Origin of the sequence: Actinacidiphila cocklensis (assembly GCF_907177275.1) — a bacterium.
Lineage (GTDB): Bacteria > Actinomycetota > Actinomycetes > Streptomycetales > Streptomycetaceae > Actinacidiphila > Actinacidiphila cocklensis.
The window spans coordinates 412,626-426,851 of sequence record NZ_CAJSLV010000001.1; the positions used below are offsets into that span (position 1 = coordinate 412,626).

Here is a 14,226-nt window from a genome sequence, read left to right on the forward strand (position 1 = left end):
GCCGCCGCCGGCGGCTGGAGCTCGGCCGCAACCCGCACCCGCCCGGGAGGTCCGCCGGCGTGCCGCTTTAGGGGCGGCCCCGGGCCGCGTCCGCCATTCCACCCCGACTTCCGCAGGAAGGACACCGTGACCACAGCCGCAGCCGCCATGCCGAACGCCAGGCGCGGAACGATCCCCGTCTTCGCCGCCGCCACCGCCGTCACCGTCTCGAACATCTACTTCACCCAGCCCCTGCTGGAGCAGATCGCCCGCAGCTTCCACATCTCCGCCGCGGCTGCCGGTCTCGTGGCGACCGCAGGCCAGATCGGCTACGCCCTGGGCATCGTCGCGATCGTCCCGCTGGCCGACGGGGCCAGGCTGCGGCGGCTGTCCGCCGTGCTGCTCACGGTGACCGCGCTCGCCCTGGTCGCCGGCGCGTTCGCGCCCTCGATCACCCTGCTGAGCATGGCCGCCCTGATCCTGTCCGCCACGACCGTGCTCCCGCAGGTGATCATGCCGACCGCCGTGTCGATGGCCGCCAAGGGGCAGGCGGGCCGCGTCCTCGGGGCGATCGGCACCGCGCTGACGATGGGCGCGCTGGTCTCGCGCAGCGTCTCCGGCGTCCTCGCCGAGATCACCGGGACGTGGCGGGCCGGCTTCCTCTTCTCGGCGCTCGCCACGGCGGCCATGCTCCTGATCCTTCCCCGGTACATGCCGGCGGGCGCCGGCCGGGAGGCCGGCGAGAGCCCCGGCTACCGCCGGCTCCTGGGATCGCTGCCCGGCCTCTTCCCGCGCTACCCCGCGCTGCGTATGTCGGCGGCACTGGGCGGCCTCGTCTTCGCGGCGTTCTCCGGCTTCTGGGCCATGCTGGCCTTCCACCTCACCCAGCAGCCCATAGGCCTCGGGTCCGCCGCGGTCGGGCTCTTCGGAATCGCCGCGGTCCCCGGCGCGCTCGCCGCCCGGTACTCCGGCCGGATGGCCGACCGGTGGGGACCGACGGCCGTCAACGCCGTCTCCCTCACCTCGGTGGCGCTGGCCCTCGCCCTGTTCCTGGTGGCGGGCGACTCCCTGGTCGCGCTGCTGGTCGGTTGCAACCTGCTCGGCTACGGAACGACCAGCGGCCAGATCGCCAACCAGGTCCGCGTCTTCACCGCGGGACCCGAGGTCCGCGCACGGCTCAACACTCTGTACATGTTCTCGGTGTTCGCCGGCGGCGCCACCGGGACGGCTGTCGCGGGCGCGCTCTTCGCCGCCTACGGCTGGTCGGGGGCGATCGGCGGCGGCTTCGGCTTCCTCGGGCTCGCGGTGGTCGTACTGGCCCTGCACACCCGCAGGACCCGGGGCGGGTCCGTGGTCGCCGACGACGCCGACTCCGCTATGGACGCGGGCACGTCGGGCGGTCCGTCCCTGCCGGGGCCGGATCTGGCGGCGGTCGCCGGACAGGAAGCGCCGGGTAGATAGCGGCCGGGCGCACCGTCCTGGTGGCCGGTGGCCGGTGGCCGGCGGTGCGGGAGCGGTACCAGAGCCACACGCTGCATGTGGCCAAGGTGGAGCGGAGCCACGGGTTCATCCGCAGGTAGGCCCCGGCGCGAGGTGGCGCAGCGAGGCCCCGGCCCGCGCGCCACACGACCGGTCCGCATGCGCAGCCGATTCCGGGACAGCCGAAAGGCATGATCGGTGAACGACGCGCAGCGGACGTACCGGACGGCTCGCGCCCCCGCGAACGGGACGCGGGCGCGGTGAGCAGTACGCGGACGCGGCTGTACCGGAACGGGAACCTGGAGCGCGAGAACTTCCCCGTGCGGGACATCTCCGACTACGTGGGCGACCCGGAGTGCACGGTGTGGCTGGACGTGTGCGACCCCGCGTCCGCGGACTTCGACATGATCGCCGAGGAGTTCGGGCTGCACTCCCTCGCCGTGGAGGACGCGCGGCACGAGCACCAGCGCCCCAAGCTCGACACGTATCGCACGCACCTGTTCCTGAGCGCCTACGCGGTGACGGTCGAGCCGGACGACGGCGCCGTGACCACCGGCGAGGTGTCGGCGTTCGTCACCTCCAACGCGCTGATCACGGTGCGCAGGGGCGAGGCGTGCCCCGTCGAACCGATGGTCGAGCGCTGGGACGGCGCGCCGGAACTGGCCGTGCACGGCGTGGGGTTCCTCGTGCACGGGCTGCTGGACTGCCTGGTCGACGGCCACTTCTCCGCCGTCCAGGACCTCGACGACCGCATCGAGGAGCTGGAGGACCTGCTCTTCGAGGACAGCCCGGGCGAGATCCAGGCGGTGCAGCGCAGGTCCTTCGAGCTGCGCAAGAGCCTGGTGCGGCTGCGCCGGGTCGTCCTGCCGATGCGGGAGGTCGTCAACGGGCTGCTGCGCAGGGACCTGCACGTGGTCGGCGAGCCGATGCAGCCGTACTTCCAGGACGTCTACGACCACGTGCTGCGCGCGACCGAGTGGACCGAGTCGCTGCGCGACCTGGTCACGACCGTCATGGAGACCAACCTGACGGTCCAGGGCAACCGCATGAACCTGATCATGAAGAAGGTCACCAGCTGGGCCGCGATCATCGCCGTGCCCACGGCCGTGACCGGCTACTACGGCCAGAACGTCCCCTACCCCGGCTTCAACGCCCATTCGGGCTTCTGGATCTCGACAGCCCTGGTGGTCGTGCTGTCCGTCGCGCTGTACGTGACGTTCAGGCGGCGGGACTGGATCTAGGAGCGCCGGGACCGGACTCAGGACGGGTGCGGCGGCCGGCACCGCGGCGAGCACCACCAGCAGGCCGCAGGCCAGCCAGGCCATGAGCGCATCGCGCCCGGCGCGGGCGATTCCGAGGCGGGCCGCGGTGAAGTTGCGGGCGGTTCTTCCCCGGGTCGGCGGCTGGTGCACCGATCGGCTGGGACGACGCGTCGGGCGAGCTCACCGTGGAGCCGGCGAGCAAGCCGGGAGCCGTCGTGATCCGGCTGACGGCGTAAGGGGAACACCACTCCCGCACGCGGGAGGCCTGGGGGCACGGGCATACGCTCCCGCCCCCAGGACCGGCAGGCGATTCCGCGCTCCGGCCCCGGGCCGTGGACGGCGGTATATCGGTGGCGAGTTGCCGCACGTGCCGGGACACTGCCACCGTGACCGGCTCCGCACTGCCTCCGCTGCTGCGACCTCGCGCCCTCAGGCCCGGGGACCTCGTCGTCATCGCCTCGCTGTCCGGGCCGCTCCACGCAGCATACGAGCCCGACCTGGAGCAGGCGGTGGTCGTGCTGGAGCGGATGGGATTCCGCGTGCGCCGGGCACCTCTGCTCGAAGCGGGGCGGCGCCACTGGTGGAGTGCGGCCCGTCCCGCGGAGATCGCCGAGGAGTTCAACGGGCTGCTGCGCGATCACGAGGTGCGCGCGATCGTCGCGCACGACGGCGGCCAGACGGCGCTCGGCTACCTGGACCTGATCGACGTCGAGGCGATCACGGCCGACCCCAAGCCGATCCTCGGTTACAGCGACATCTCGCTGCTGCATCTGGTGCTCCACGCGCGCACCGGCCTGGTCGGCTTCCACGCCGACCTGGCCACCCCAGGACTCGGCGGGCACTGGCAGACCGCGCCCGCCGCGCGCCGAGCGGCGCTGGAGAAGCTCTACGTGAGGCTGCTGACCGGCGACGAGGCCGTCGGCGCGCTGCCCACCACCCCGACGTGGGAGTGCTGGCGCCCGGGCCGCGCCGAAGGCCCGCTGATCGGCGGGGTGATCAACCGCATCGTGCTGGCGCAGGCGACGCGCTTCGCCCTGCCACTCGAACGGTTCGACGGCGCGGTGCTGTTCTGGGAGGAGACGGGCGGCCACATCTCCCACGTGTGGAGCTATCTCCAGGTGCTGCGGCACGCCGGCGTCCTCGACCGGATCTCCGGCATGGTCGTGGGCGTCCCGCACGCGATCGACGGGCTCGGGGCGCAGGACGCGTCCCCGACCCTCCCCGAGATCGTCCTGGACGCCCTCGGCGACCGCGACATACCGGTCCTGGGCAACGTCGAGTTCGGGCACGCCGGCCCCAACCTGCCGATGCCGGTGGGCATCCGGGTCGCCCTCGACGCGCGGCAGCGGACCCTGTCGCTGCTCGAACCGGCGGTACGTCCGCACGCGTCGACGCGACCGGCCGGCTGAGCCACCCGACCGGCTCCGGCATCGGGCGCCGGCGCCACGCCGGAGACCCGGACGGTTACGGAGCGGCCGGCGCGAGATGCCCGACGTCGGTGAGAACGGCGCCGGCCGCGCGGACGTCGTCCCACAGGCGGCGGTCGGCGAGCATCGTGTGCCGCGAGCACCGCGCGCGCGGCCGTCCCGTCGATCACCCGCTCCCTTCCCGGCGGACGGCGAAGGCGCCGCGGCAGCGGCCAGCACTGCCGCCGTGGCGGGCGAAGATGGCCGTTTCGTACCGCACGCGGCCGCCGTAATCGGCGTAATCGCCACCGATTTCCGTCCCCGGAGCAAGCCCGCACGCGACGGACCCAGCACAGTGGTCAGCCATGTGGCCCGAGCCACGGGCACGATGTGGGGGGACAGGACATGCTCGTGCGAGCCGCTCGTTTACGCTCCACCGCCGGCACCACACTCGTCGTCGCCGCGCTCACCTGCACGATGGGCCTGGCCACTCAGCTCCCGGCCGCCGCCGCGACCGGCTGCGCCCACCCGGGGATCGAGGTCCTCGACACGCTGGGCGGCTCCGGCGGCCGCGTCATGGCACTCGGCCGCGGCACCATCGCGGCGGGCAGCAGCGCGGGAGTTCCCGCGTACTGGATCGGCAGCACGGTCATCAAGGTCCCGCTGGCCGCCCGCTACAGCGGCTACGGCACCGTCAACGCGATCAACCGGCACGACCTGATGGTCGGCACCGTCTACGACGACACCACCCGCGCCAACGTCGCCTTCAGCTACCGGATCGGCGCCGCCAGGGCCAGGATCCTGCCCGGCGGCAGCTACGCGGACGACGTCAACGACAGCGGCCGCATCGTCGGCGGCGGTCCCTTCCCCGCCGACCACCTCTACGTCTGGCACGGCACCGAGGTCGAACGCGAACTCACCGTCGGCCCCGGCTTCAGCTTCCCCCGGGTGTCCGGCATCAACAACGCGGGCACCGTCATCGGCGCCGCCTCGGACTACCAGCCCGGATTCCCGAGCAGCGCCGGTGTCGGCCTGGTCTGGCCGTCCGGCACCACCGGTCCCGCGGTGCCGCTGCTTCCGATCGACTCCTCCGACGACTCCGGCATCAGCTACAACCCCGAGGACATCGACGAGAACGGCCGCATCGTCGGCGAGAAGACGTCCTTCTGGGCCGACGGCTCCTACGAGACCTACTGGGACGCCCCCTACACCGCCGACGCCACCGAAGTCCCCGGCCTCCCCGGCTACTACAACGAGGGCTACTTCCGTGCGATCAGCCCCACCACGGGCCTGGTCGCAGGCGAGGCCCCGACCAGCTACTACGGCGACCTACCGGCGGGAACCGCCGAGATCTGGACCGGCTCCGGCCCGATCCGCGCCCTCCCGGCGCCCGACGCCGACGCCGACTCGGGCGCTTCCGCCGTCGCCGACAACGGCGACGTGGGCGGCTACGCCGTGCTTGCCTCCGGCGAGGGCGTCCCAGTGATCTGGACGTGCGCGGCCCAGCAGGCGCTGTAGCGGGCGTGGACGCACAGGATCAGTGCCGCTCGGGCGAGCCGTATCCGCCGCCACCGGGGGTCTCGATCACCAGCGTGTCACCCGGCCCCAGAGATGCGCTGTCGCAGGCGTCCAGGTGCTCGACGGTGCCGTCGGCGCGTTCCACCCGCCCGCTGCCGAGCGCGCCGGGCGATCCGCCGGCCATTCCGTAGGGCGGTACTTTGCGGTGGCTGGACAGGGTGCTCACCGTCACGGGTTCGAGGAAGCGGATGCGGCGGACGGCGCCGTCGCCGCCGTGCCACTTCCCGGCGCCGCCGCTGCCGTGGCGGACCGCGAACTCCTCGACGAGGACCGGATGGCGCCATTCGAGGACTTCGGGGTCGGTCAGCCGGGAGTTGGTCATGTGGGTCTGCACCACGGAAGCGCCGTGGTAGCCGGGCCCCGCCCCCGAGCCGGAGGCGACGGTCTCGTAGTACTGGTTCCGCTCGTTGCCGAAGGTCACGTTGTTCATGGTTCCCGAGCCCTCCGCCTGGACGTCCATGGCGCAGTACAAGGCCCCGATGACCGCCTGGGAGGTCTCCACGTTCCCGGCGACCACGGCCGCGGGGAAGGCGGGGGCGAGCATCGAGCCCTCGGGGACGATGACGCGCAGCGGGCGCAGGCAGCCGTCGTTGAGCGGGATGTCGTCGGCCACCAGCGTCCGGAAGACGTAGAGGACCGCCGCCGTCGTCACCGCCGAGGGCGCGTTGAAGTTCGTGTCGAGTTGCGGCGAGGTGCCGGTGAAGTCCAGCGTTGCGGACCGCTGGGCGTGGTCCACGGTGACGTCCACCGAGATCGTGGCGCCGTAGTCCGTCCGGTAGCGGCAGGAGCCGTCGCTCAGCGCGTCGATGACGCGCCGCACGGCCTCCTCGGCGTTGTCCTGGACGTGCCGCATGTACGCCTGGACCACGTCCAGGCCGAAGTGCTCGATCATCGCGCCGACCTCGTCGACTCCCTTGCGGTTGGCGGCGATCTGCGCGCGCAGGTCGGCGAGGTTGGTCTCGGGATTCCGGGACGGATACGGCCCGCGGGTCAGCAGCGCCAGCGTCTCCTGCTCCAGGAACCTGCCGTCCTCGACCAGCGTCCAGTTGTCGAACAGCACGCCCTCCTCCTCGATGCGGCGGCTGTCCGACGGCATGGAGCCCGGGGTGATGCCGCCGATCTCGGCATGGTGGCCCCGGGAGGCGACGAAGAAGAGGATCTCCCCTCCCGCCGTTCCCGAACCGAAGACCGGGGAGATCACGGTGACGTCGGGCAGGTGGGTGCCGCCGTGGTACGGGTCGTTGACCGCGTAGCTGTCACCGGGCCTCATGGCGGGGCCGCGGCGGCGGATCACCTCCTTGACGCACCTGCCCATGGAGCCGAGGTGCACCGGGATGTGCGGGGCGTTGGCGATGAGACTGCCGTCGGGGTCGAACAGGGCGCAGGAGAAGTCCAGCCGTTCCTTGATGTTCACGGACTGGGCGGTCGCCTCCAGACGTGCCCCCATCTGCTCCGCGATCGACATGAAGAGGTTGTTGAAGATCTCCAGCATGACGGGGTCGGCCTCGGTGCCCACCCGCTGGCCGCCGGGCGCTGCCGTCCGCCGTACCAGCAGGTGCCGTTGCGGTGTCATGGTCGCCTGCCAGCCGCTGTCGACCACCGTGGTGGAGTCGGTCTCGGTGACCAGGGCCGGCCCGGTGACGGTGTCGCCCTGCCGCAGCAGTTCGCGCCGGTGCAGCGGCACCTGCCGCCAGGCCCCCCGGGTGTACATCCGGACGGTCTCGTCCGCCGCGGACCCGTCGCGGGGCGCGGGCCGGCTGCCGGCCCCGAGGTCGGGCTGCTCGGTGAGGCCGACCGCTTCCACCGACAGCGCCTCCACGACGATCGGGCGGTCCATCAGGAAGGAGTATCTCGCCCGGTGTCCGGCCTCGAACGCGGCAGCCATCGCGTCCGGGTCGCCGAGGTCGACGGTCACGGTGGTGTCGGTGCCGTCGTATCGCAGGTGTGCCCGCGCGGTGATCCGGACGCTCTCCGCCGGCACCCCTTCGTCGAGGAGTTCCCTGCGGGCCTCCGACTCCAGTTGCGCGGCGGCCGCTTCGACCTCGGGCATGGTGTCGGGAGCGAGCGGGGTCTCCACCGACTGCTCGCGCATGGCGGTGGTGTCGGCGAGGCCGATGCCCAGCGCGGAGAGCACGCCTGCCATCGGCGGTACCAGCACGGTACGGATTCCGAGGGAGTCGGCCACGGCACAGGCGTGCTGGCCGCCCGCGCCGCCGAAGGTGGTCAGTGCGTACTCCGTGATGTCGTAGCCCTTCTGCACGGAGATGCGTTTGACGGCGTTGGCGATATTCGCCACCGCGATCCGCAGGAATCCCGCTGCGACCTGCTCGGGCGTGCGCTCGTCGCCCGTCGCCGCACGGATCCGCCCGGCGAGGCCGGCGAACCGCCGCTTTACGAGGTCGGCGTCCAGCCTCTGGGTCCCGTCGGGACCGAACACGGCGGGGAAGTGGGCGGGTTGGACGCGTCCGAGCATCACGTTGGCGTCGGTGACCGTCAGCGGGCCGCCGGCCCGGTAGCAGGCGGGGCCGGGGGCGGCCCCTGCCGAGTCCGGCCCGACGCGGTAGCGGCTGCCGTCGAAGTGCAGGACGGAGCCGCCGCCCGCCGCGACGGTGCGGATGTCGAGCATCGGTGCCCGCAACCGGACACCGGCCACCTGGTTGTCGAACACCCGCTCGTAGGCGCCGGAGTAGTGCGACACGTCGGTGGAGGTGCCGCCCATGTCGAAGCCGATCACCTTGTCGAAGCCGGCCGTCCGCGACATGCGCGCCATGCCGACGATGCCCCCTGCCGGTCCCGACAGGACGGCGTCCTTGCCGCGGAAGTGCCCCGCCTCGGCAAGGCCGCCGTTGGACTGCATGAACATCAGCCGCACCCCGCCCAGCTGTTCCGCGACCTGGCGGACGTAACGGCCCAGCACGGGGGAGAGGTAGGCGTCGACCACGGTCGTGTCGCCGCGCGGGACCACCTTCATCAGCGGACTGACCTCGCTGGACAGCGACACCTGCGGGAAACCGACCCGCTCGGCGAGTTCGCCGATGGACCGCTCGTGCCCGGGGTGCAGATGGCTGTGCAGGCAGACCACCGCGACCGCGCGGATCCCGTCGGCGTAGGCGTGGCGCAGGTCGTCCGCGAGCCGGCCGAGGTCCAGCGGGCGCAGCGTCGTGCCGTCGGCGGCGATCCGCTCGTCGACCTCGATCACCCGTTCGTACAGTTGTTCCGGGAGGGTGATCTCGCGGTCGAAGATCCGCGGCCTGTTCTGGTAGCCGATGCGCAGCGCGTCGCCGAAGCCGCGGGTGATGACGAGCGCGACGCGCTCGCCGCTGCGCTCCAGCAGCGCGTTGGTCGCCACCGTCGTGCCCATCCGCACGGACTCCACCAGGGCGGCGGGCGCATCCTCGTCCTCCAGCGGGCCGAGCAGGTGGTGGATGCCGGCGACGGCCGCGTCGCGGTACCGCGCGGGGTCGTCGGACAGCAGCTTGTGGCTCAGCAGCCGCCCGTCGGGGCGCCGGGCGACGATGTCCGTGAAGGTGCCTCCCCGGTCGACCCAGAACTGCCACCGCCGTTCCGCCATGGCCTCAGTATCCGGTCATCTCATATATGCGAGCAAATCATCACCAAATGGAATAGAGGGGCCGCTCCCAGCGGGCCGCGGCGCATCGCGGCCGGAAGGGCCGTTGGACCCGGGTCCCGGCCCCGGTCGGCCCTAAGCGCGGTCGCGCCGTCCGGCCACGATGGAGGTGAGGAACCGGCCCCCCGGCAGGAGGCGACAGCATGTTGAAGCACCGGACCGTGCGCGACCTGATGACCCACTCCGTCGTCAGCGTGCGCGCGCAGACCCCGTTCAAGGCGGTGGTCAAGACCCTCGCCGACAACGACATCACGGCCGTGCCGGTGGTGGACGCCTCCGACCGCACGCTGGGCGTGGTCTCGGAGGCGGACCTGCTGCACAGGGAGTCGGCCCAGCCCGACCCCGCGGGGCTGTCTGCCGTCCTCGACGCACCCGGCGAGGTGTCCGTACAGTCGGCGGCGACCACGGCCGAAGGGCTGATGACCAGCCCCGCGGTGGTCGCCCACCCCGAGTGGACGGTGGTGCAGGCCGCTCGCGTCATGGACGACGGCCATGTCAAGCGGCTTCCCGTGGTGGACGACACCGGCCGGCTCGTCGGCATCGTCAGCCGCGCCGACCTGCTGCGGGTGTTCCTGCGCCGCGACCACGCCATCCGGGAGGAGATCAGCGGGGACATCCTGGACCGTACGCTCGGCATCGGGCCCGACGAGGTGGCCGTCGCGGTCACCGACGGCCGGGTGGCGCTGCGCGGCACGGTCGAGCGCCGCGATCTGATACCGGTCGTACTCCGGCTCTGCGAAGGTGTCGACGGCGTCGTGGAGGTCACCGAGTCCCTCGGCCACCGCACCGACGAGCCGGTCGCGACGGCTGCGCCGTCCGGGCGTCCGGGCGTGCTGCCATGAGCGGGCCGCTGGACCCCTCGGCGTCGGAGAGCGACCTCCTGCCGGTTCCCGGCGCGGTGTGAAGGTCGCCGACATGCTCGACGCGCGCGAACGCGTGACCTTCGGCGGCCGGCCGGTCCCTGGCGCCCGCGGCCCGGTGGCCCGGATGATCCTCCGCAGCGGGCAGGGGGGGCGACTTCCGCGAGCGCGCGCAGACCAGCGGGTGGGCCGGTCGCGCCGCGCGAGAGGTGGCCGCCCCGCCGAGGTCCGATGAGCCCCGGCCGATACGTACGGATGCGAAGAGGAGAGCAGCGTGTCTGCGTCACCGTGCACTGTCAGTGATGTCATGACCCAGACCGTGGTCGCTGTGGGACAGCACGCGGCCTACAAGGAGATCGTCGCCACCATGGAGCAGTGGAAGGTCAGCGGCCTGCCCGTGCTGGAGGGCGAGGGGCGGGTCGTGGGAGTGGTGTCGGAGGCCGATCTGCTGTCCAAGGAGGAGTTCCGCAACAGCGATCCGGCCAGGCTGGACGAGATCCGCAGGCTGTCCGACGTGGCCAAGGCCGGAGCGGTGACCGCGGGGCAGCTGATGACGACTCCCGCGGTGTGCGTGCACGCCGACTCCACGGTGGCCCAGGCGGCCCGCATCATGGCCCAGCGGGGTGTGAAGCGGCTGCCGGTGACCGACGCCGAGGGGATGCTGTGCGGCATCGTCAGCCGCAGCGATGTGCTCAAGGTGTTCCTGCGGAAGGACGAGGAGATCGCGGAGGAAGTCGCCCGCGACGTCGTCCACCCGCTGTTCCCGGGCGAGCCGTCCGCCGCCGTCGCCGTCCACGACGGTGTGGTGACGCTGACCGGCCAGGTGCTGGAGCCCGGTCTGATCCTGGTGGCGGCCCGACTGGCCCGGGCGGTGGAAGGCGTCGTCGACGTCCGCTGCGAGATCCAGGCGTCGGCGGCCGCCTCGTGACCGTACCGCCGAGCTCGTGACCGTACCGCCGAGCGCCCCCGGCGGCTGCCGCGTCAGCGCGGCAGCCGTCCGCCGGTGTCCAGGACGTCGCGTACTTCCCTGGCGTGCGGTCATCCGCGCGGTACCACCGCGACCGGGCAGTGGGCGTGGTGCAGGACGGCGTGCGTGACCCTGCCCAGGGGCGCCCCGAAGGAGTGAGCCGGTCTCCCGCGTCCCCCCTGCTTGCCTCGGCTCGGGGACGGGCCGCCGCTCACAGCAGCCGGTCGACCAGTCCTTTGACGTAGTCAGGGGTGAGGGGGGTCGCGCCGAACAGGACGCGGATGTACATCGGGGCCATGACGTGGTCGAGCACGGTGAGCGTGTCGGGCGGGTGCTCGCCGCGGGCACGGGCGCGATCGAGGACGGACTGCAGGAGCCGGGCGCGTTCGGCGAGGAAGTCGTCACGTGCCTGCAGGCCCTGTTCGCCGTTGCCGGTCAGGGCGACGGTCAGGCGCAGCACCGCCAGACCGTCGGGGCCGGTGATCTCGCGGGCGACGTTGGCCGCGAGAGCGTGCAGGTCGCCGGCCAGGCTGCCGGTGTCGGGCATCGGCGACCGCGCCTTGAGGCGGGTCTGCGTCACGTCGGTGAGCAGTTTGTCCAGGCTGCCCCACCTGCGGTAGATGCTGCTGTCGGCCACGCCCGCACGGTCGGCGACATCGCTGACGGTGAAGCTGCCGTAGCCGCGCTCACCGACCAGTTCGGTGACGGCCTGGTGCACCGCCGCGGAGACGCGGGCGCTGCGCCCGCCGGGCCGCCGGACCGGCTGTGGATCGTCCATGCCCCCACTTTAACGCAGCCCGTGCTTGCGTTTGCGTGGTGAGCCTCCTAGTATCCACTAACGCAGAAAAAAACTGCGTTAGTGCCCCGAGTCGCCGCCCCTCGCCGGTCGGCCGGAGCCGGGGTGCAGCGGACGGACGAGAGGACCGGTAGTGACGACCTCGTACGAGGACACTGCGACGGCGGCATCGCCGGTGGCCGTGGGCAGCCGGTCCCAGCGGGTCGCGTTTCTCACGGTGACCTGCCTGGGCCAGTTCATGGTGCTGCTCGACAACACGATCGTCGGCACGGCGCTGCCCGACATGCGGCAGCGCCTGCACACCCAGTTGACCGGCCTGCAGTGGATCGTCGACGCCTACGTGCTGCTCGTCGCCATGCTGCTGCTGACCGGCGGCGTCTTCGCCGACCGCTTCGGCCGCAAGCGGGTGTTCCTGGCCGGCGTCGCGGTGTTCACCGCCGCGTCAGGGCTGTGCGCCCTCGCACCGTCGATCGGCTGGCTGATCACCGGGCGGGTACTGCAGGGCATCGGTGCCGCGGCGCTCAGCCCGGCGTCGCTGGCGTTGCTCGCCGCCGCCCATCCGGTGCCCGCGGATCGGGTCAAGGCGATCGGGCTGTGGGCCGGAGTCAGCGGTATCGGTCTGGCCGCCGGTCCCCTGGCCGGCGGGGTGCTGACGGAGGCCTTCGGCTGGCCCGCCGTCTTCCTCGTCAACCTGCCGATCGGCCTCGTCCTGCTGCTGGCCGGCCTGCGCGTCCTGGGGGAGTCCCGCAACCCGGGTGCCCCCGCCATCGACCTCCCCGGCACGGTCCTGTCGGTCCTGGGAGTGGGGGCGCTGACCTACGGGCTGATCGAGGGCGGTTCCCGCGGCTGGACCTCGCCGGTGATCCTCGGCGGTTTCGTCGCCGCGGTCGTGCTGCTCGGGCTCTTCGTCTCCGTCGAGAGCCGCCGGGCGGCGCCGATGCTGCCGCTGGGGCTGTTCCGGCAGCGGCTGTTCACGGTGTCCAACGCGGCGATGGTCGTGGTGGGGTTCGCCCTGATGGGCTCGTCGTTCTTCTTCTCCCAGTTCTTCGTGTACGTGCAGGGCAGCTCGATCCTGCGGGCCGGCCTGCAGACCCTGCCCACCTCGCTCGCCATGGTCGCCGTCAGCCCGTACGCGGGCCGGCTCGCCGCCGGGTACGGCTTCCGGATCGTGGTCACCGCCGGCCTGGCGCTGGCCGGGCTGGGGCTGCTGGCCCTGGGCTTCGTGCACGCGGACACCGGCTACGGGAACGTGTGGTGGCGGCTTACGGCGGTCGGCGCCGGCTTCGCGCTGACGCTGTCCCCGCTGACCGGCGCCGCCATCCAGGCGGTCAGCCCGCAGGAGGGCGGCCTCGCCTCGGGGGTCAGCAGCACCACGCGGCAGATCGGCGCGGTGCTCGGCGTGGCACTGCTCGGAGCCGTCGTCCGCACCCGGGAGTCCGGCGGAGGGTCCTTCGAGACCGGCCTGGACAGCGCCTTCCTCGCGGCCGGCGCCGTCACCCTGGTCACTGCCGTCTTCACCGGCCGGTGGCTGACGAGGTCCGACCGCGGGTGAGCCGCCCGCGCGGCGCAGGAGTGGACCTGCAACGGCACCGACAACCAGCGCTGGGCCACGCCGTGAACCGCTCGTGACATCCGCCCTTCCGCCACGGCGGATCACCTCGCCTGCAGCTGCTCGCGGATCTGCGTGATCAGCGCGGCGAGGTGGCGGGCGGCGGTGGCCGCCGCCGCGTCCGGGTCGTGCGCGGCGATCGCCGCCAGCAGGTCCTCGTGGCTCGCGGTGCCGACGTCGGCCGGCTCGGGATCGGCGGTGGCCTGCTGGATACCGCGGGCGATGGACTCGGTCATCGCCCGGTAGAGCTCGCTGAGCAGCGGGTTGTGGGAGGCGTCCACCAGCGCGCTGTGGAAGCGGACCGCGCGCTCCACCCGCTGGTCGAGGCTGCCGGCGTCGGGACTGCGGGACAGGGCGGTCAGGTCGGCGAGATCCTGCTCGGTGCGGCGTTCCGCGGCCTGGCGCGCCGCCTCGACCTCCAGCCCGCGCCGCACCGTCACGACGTCGAGCAGCGGCGCCAGTGCGGCCCGCCGCACGATCACGCCCTCGGTCTCGCTGCGGGCGCGCACGTAGGTCCCGTCGCCGTGCCTGACGTCGAGCATCCCGGCGCATGGACGCCGCCCTGGTGGACGACGCCCACGGCGACCTCGTCGAACGCGACCCCGGCAAGGTCGCCAGCCCCTTCGACGTCATGCCCGCCTGGAAACGGCCGGCAGCATAGC

General features: G+C 72.6%; 11 protein-coding genes. 7 read left to right on the top strand and 4 right to left on the bottom strand.

Annotated features, from left to right (window positions below):
- Positions 1 to 126: 126 nt before the first annotated feature.
- The 4 genes from NFU81_RS01665 to NFU81_RS01680 all read left to right on the top strand — a co-directional run bounded on the left by NFU81_RS01665 (position 127) and on the right by NFU81_RS01680 (position 5,644).
- A complete protein-coding gene (locus NFU81_RS01665; RefSeq protein ID WP_251484024.1) occupies positions 127 to 1,440 on the top strand; it encodes an MFS transporter in 1,314 nt (437 codons plus the stop codon).
- A gap of 209 nt (positions 1,441 to 1,649) precedes the next feature.
- Positions 1,650 to 2,699 (top strand): magnesium transporter CorA family protein, encoded by a 1,050-nt coding sequence (locus NFU81_RS01670; protein ID WP_251484026.1) that lies wholly within the window; start codon positions 1,650 to 1,652, stop codon positions 2,697 to 2,699.
- Positions 2,700 to 3,106: 407 nt separating this feature from the next.
- A complete protein-coding gene (locus NFU81_RS01675) occupies positions 3,107 to 4,129 on the top strand; it encodes a S66 peptidase family protein (RefSeq protein ID WP_251484028.1) in 1,023 nt (340 codons plus the stop codon).
- A gap of 402 nt (positions 4,130 to 4,531) precedes the next feature.
- The gene (locus NFU81_RS01680; RefSeq protein WP_251484030.1) at positions 4,532 to 5,644 is read left to right on the top strand and encodes a hypothetical protein; all 1,113 of its coding nucleotides are present in this window, start codon (positions 4,532 to 4,534) and stop codon (positions 5,642 to 5,644) included.
- 19 nt (positions 5,645 to 5,663) lie between these two features.
- Here NFU81_RS01680 and NFU81_RS01685 read toward each other — a convergent pair whose 3' ends face one another.
- Positions 5,664 to 9,275, bottom strand: coding sequence for a hydantoinase B/oxoprolinase family protein (locus NFU81_RS01685; RefSeq protein WP_251484032.1), 3,612 nt, complete (start codon positions 9,273 to 9,275; stop codon positions 5,664 to 5,666).
- Positions 9,276 to 9,478: 203 nt separating this feature from the next.
- Between NFU81_RS01685 and NFU81_RS01690 the strand changes: the two genes are divergently transcribed.
- Together NFU81_RS01690 and NFU81_RS01700 are read left to right on the top strand one after the other, a co-directional pair.
- Positions 9,479 to 10,174: a CBS domain-containing protein gene (locus NFU81_RS01690; RefSeq protein WP_251484100.1), complete on the top strand. Its 696-nt coding sequence runs from the start codon at positions 9,479 to 9,481 to the stop codon at positions 10,172 to 10,174.
- A 325-nt stretch (positions 10,175 to 10,499) separates the two neighbouring features.
- Entirely contained in the window at positions 10,500 to 11,120 is a 621-nt protein-coding gene (locus NFU81_RS01700) for a CBS domain-containing protein (RefSeq protein ID WP_308208253.1), read from the top strand.
- A 110-nt stretch (positions 11,121 to 11,230) separates the two neighbouring features.
- Here the strand turns inward: NFU81_RS01700 and NFU81_RS40720 are convergent, their stop codons facing one another.
- Both NFU81_RS40720 and NFU81_RS01710 read right to left on the bottom strand, forming a co-directional pair.
- Positions 11,231 to 11,374 carry a universal stress protein gene (locus NFU81_RS40720; RefSeq protein ID WP_274037457.1) on the bottom strand — a complete coding sequence of 48 codons (144 nt, stop codon included), beginning with the start codon at positions 11,372 to 11,374 and terminating at the stop codon, positions 11,231 to 11,233.
- Positions 11,371 to 11,937 (bottom strand): TetR/AcrR family transcriptional regulator, encoded by a 567-nt coding sequence (locus tag NFU81_RS01710; RefSeq protein ID WP_251484036.1) that lies wholly within the window; start codon positions 11,935 to 11,937, stop codon positions 11,371 to 11,373. The genes NFU81_RS40720 and NFU81_RS01710 overlap by 4 nt, the downstream gene beginning before the upstream one ends.
- Positions 11,938 to 12,193: 256 nt before the next feature.
- On the opposite strand from NFU81_RS01710, the gene NFU81_RS01715 reads away from it, so the two are divergent.
- Positions 12,194 to 13,507 carry a DHA2 family efflux MFS transporter permease subunit gene (locus tag NFU81_RS01715; RefSeq protein WP_251484102.1) on the top strand — a complete coding sequence of 438 codons (1,314 nt, stop codon included), beginning with the start codon at positions 12,194 to 12,196 and terminating at the stop codon, positions 13,505 to 13,507.
- A 101-nt stretch (positions 13,508 to 13,608) separates the two neighbouring features.
- Here the strand turns inward: NFU81_RS01715 and NFU81_RS01720 are convergent, their stop codons facing one another.
- Positions 13,609 to 14,106 carry a FadR/GntR family transcriptional regulator gene (locus tag NFU81_RS01720; protein WP_251484039.1) on the bottom strand — a complete coding sequence of 166 codons (498 nt, stop codon included), beginning with the start codon at positions 14,104 to 14,106 and terminating at the stop codon, positions 13,609 to 13,611.
- Between the last annotated feature and the right edge of the window lie 120 nt (positions 14,107 to 14,226).